2 protein-coding genes are annotated in these 2,874 nt (G+C 55.1%); both read left to right on the plus strand.

Translation table 11 applies throughout. The features are described from left to right. Positions 1–605 precede the first annotated feature (605 nt). On the plus strand, positions 606–1,847 hold the full coding sequence (locus LPA02S_RS11190) for an MFS transporter (RefSeq protein WP_056956363.1): 1,242 nt from the start codon (positions 606–608) through the stop codon (positions 1,845–1,847). After that, entirely contained in the window at positions 1,847–2,779 is a 933-nt protein-coding gene (locus LPA02S_RS11195) for a dihydroorotate oxidase (protein ID WP_156471024.1), read from the plus strand. The genes LPA02S_RS11190 and LPA02S_RS11195 overlap by 1 nt, the downstream gene beginning before the upstream one ends. Positions 2,780–2,874 lie beyond the last annotated feature (95 nt).

The following is a 2,874-nucleotide window of genomic DNA, read 5'->3' on the forward strand; positions in this document are numbered from 1 at the left end:
TAACAGCGGTCACCGTTCCAGTCCCAGTCGGCTCCACCCACCAGGCCACTACCCCGGCACACGTTCCTTCTAGCAAAACCTTGGAATGGGTGTTTTGTTCAGACGCTTAACCGTTTTCTGATGTCACTGCATCCTGGAAATTTCACCACCCGTTTTTTTCGGTCCACCGGCAAAATAATTATTGCGATTTCACCGGTGAGATATTTTATTAATATTGCAGGGACGTACATAGCAAATACTGTGTTGAATTTCATTTGGCGCGGAAGCAAAACTAGGGTTGGTGAGGTAGGGAGGTGTAGGCGGGAGGGCTTAATCTGCGGCGGCTGCAGGCCCGAAGTTCTGTAGGAGCGGAGCGACGTACAGAATCAAAAATTTGAAATCGAGTGATTTTCTCGAGTTCAAATTTTCGTGGTAGCCCGGAACGGGCGAGAGCGTGAGGCTCGTAGCTTCGGCCGCAGATTAAGCCCTCCCGCCGGATCCTCCCTACCTCACCAACCCGGTCGGTTCATACCTCTTGCCATGGTGGCGGAGATGTGGGATACTGCTTGCGATGTATGAACACAAAATAACGGTTGCCCGTGAGCAGCCATTTTGGAGGGATTATTATGAGTCAAGTAGTGTCGGTTCCGCAGCCACAGTCAGTGGCTACGCAGCGCAAGTGGGTGCTGGCTTCCACCAGTGCCGGCTTTGCGTTGGAGAACATGGACGTGATGTTCCTGTCCTTTGCTTTGAGTTCCATCGCCGCCGATATGCATCTGAGCGGCACCCAGGCAGGTTTTATTGCCACTGTTACCAACCTCGGTATGCTGGTTGGTGGTTTAATATTCGGTATTTTAGGTGACCGTTTCGGGCGTGTGAAAACATTCTCGCAAACGGTCTTTATTTTTGCCATCGCTACCGCCGCAATGTTTTTTGCCCACAACGTCTACATGGTCTACATCTGCCGCTTCATTGCGGGCATTGGTGCGGGTGGTGAATACGGTGTCGGGATTACCCTCATCGCCGATAACTTTCCGCGGAAGGACATCGGCCGGCTGACTTCCGTTGCGGCGGTTGGTGGCCAGGTCGGGGCAGTGCTCGCCGCAATTGTCGCCGCCTGGATCCTGAACATCAGCACCTGGAACGTGCTCTTCCTGGTCGGCGTCGTGCCGGTAGTCCTCATCGTGTTCATTCGCCGGCATGTCCGTGAGAGTGACAGTTTCCTCGAACGTAAAGCCGCGGGGGCCACACCACGGGTTGCCGTGAGCGAATTATTCAAGACGCCACGGTTGACGGTACAAACTTTGTCGCTGATCTTCATGGTGATTGTGCAGATTGCTGGCTACTTTGGCCTCATGAGCTGGTTGCCGACCATCATGCAGGCGCAGCTACACCTGTCCGTATCGGGCTCATCGGTATGGATGATTACCACAATCATTGGTATGAGCCTCGGCATGATGACCTTTGGTACGGTGCTGGATAAGTTTGGCCCGCGGCGTGCTTTCGGTATTTTCCTCATTGCGTCCGCCTTGTCGGTGTTTGGTATCGCCATGGTCAACAGTCGGGCAACCATGCTGGTGGCGGGGGCCGTCGTCGGTTTCTTTTCCAACGGTATGTTTGGTGGGTATGGCGCGGTTATCAGCCAGCTTTATCCGAGCGCCATCCGCTCCACGGCCAATAACGTGATTGTCAATATTGGTCGGGCAATTGGGGGCTTTTCGTCCGTCGTGATTGGATTCTTGATGGACCGCTACTCGCTCCTCGTTGTCATGGGGTTCCTGGCGGCGCTCTACACGCTCAGCTTTATCACGATGATTTCGATGCACGGGTTACGGCACCTGCACGCGCAGGCAGAGGAGGCAGCATAATGACGTTAACTACCAAGTTTCTGGGGCGGACATATACGAGCCCATTGATGAACGGAGCCGGTGTGCGCTGCACCACGGTGGAGGAGCTGGAGGCGTTGCGGCAAAGCAGCGCGGGGAGTTTCGTCACGAAGACGGCAACCCGGGAACCACGCGCTGGTAATCCCGGTCACCGGATGTCGGCTTTGCCGTACGGTAGTATCAATTCCATGGGTCTGCCGAACAAGGGGTTGCCGTACTATTTGGACTATTTGACTAGTTTGCCGGATCAGGGCGCAAATAATTTCTTATCCGTCGCTGGTTTCTCCGAGGAGGATCAGATGGCGGTGTTGGAGACAATTGCCGCGAGCGACTTTGCCGGTATCGTCGAACTTAACCTGTCGTGCCCGAACATTCCGGGGCACCCGCAGTTGGCTTACGACTTTGACGCGACGGACAAGCTGCTGGCCAAGGTGTTCGACCGTTTTGACAATCTGGAACTGGGGGTAAAGTTGCCGCCATTCTTTGACCCCATCCACTTTGACCAGATTGCCGCTGTTTTGAATAAGTACCCCATTAAGTACGCGAACAGCATCAACAGTTTAGGCAACGGGTTCTTTGTTGACCCCGAGACGGACGCGCCGATGATTGAGCCCAAAGGTGGTTTTGGTGGAATTGGCGGTGGGTACGCGAAACCAACTGCACTAGCAAACGTCCGCGCGCTGCACGAGCGGCTGCGGGACGACATTGCTTTGATTGGTACGGGGGGCGTGCAGACGGGTCGGGATGTGTACGACCTGATTCTGTGTGGAGCTTCGATGGTGCAGGTGGCGACGGCGTTTGGACCAGAAGGTGTGGCGGTGTTCGACCGCTTGAACGGCGAACTTCAGTCTATCCTTGATAGCAAGGGCTACGCTGACGTCACGAGCACGGTTGGACAGTTACACACGGTATAGGGGTTGGTATGGTGGCGGCTCTGGCCGGTGGGGTACTACGACTCGGTGGACCGCTACCGTTGGCTGGTTGTACTGGCGTGGTGGTTCCGGTTGAG

Source organism: Lacticaseibacillus pantheris DSM 15945 = JCM 12539 = NBRC 106106, from assembly GCF_001591865.1.
GTDB classification, from domain to species: domain Bacteria; phylum Bacillota; class Bacilli; order Lactobacillales; family Lactobacillaceae; genus Lacticaseibacillus; species Lacticaseibacillus pantheris.

Excerpts from the sequence above, each read along its gene's own strand:
- LPA02S_RS11190 (WP_056956363.1), top strand. The coding sequence starts at position 606 with ATGAGTCAAGTAGTGTCGGTTCCGCAGCCACAGTCAGTGGCTACGCAG.
- LPA02S_RS11195 (WP_156471024.1), top strand. The coding sequence starts at position 1,847 with ATGACGTTAACTACCAAGTTTCTGGGGCGGACATATACGAGCCCATTG.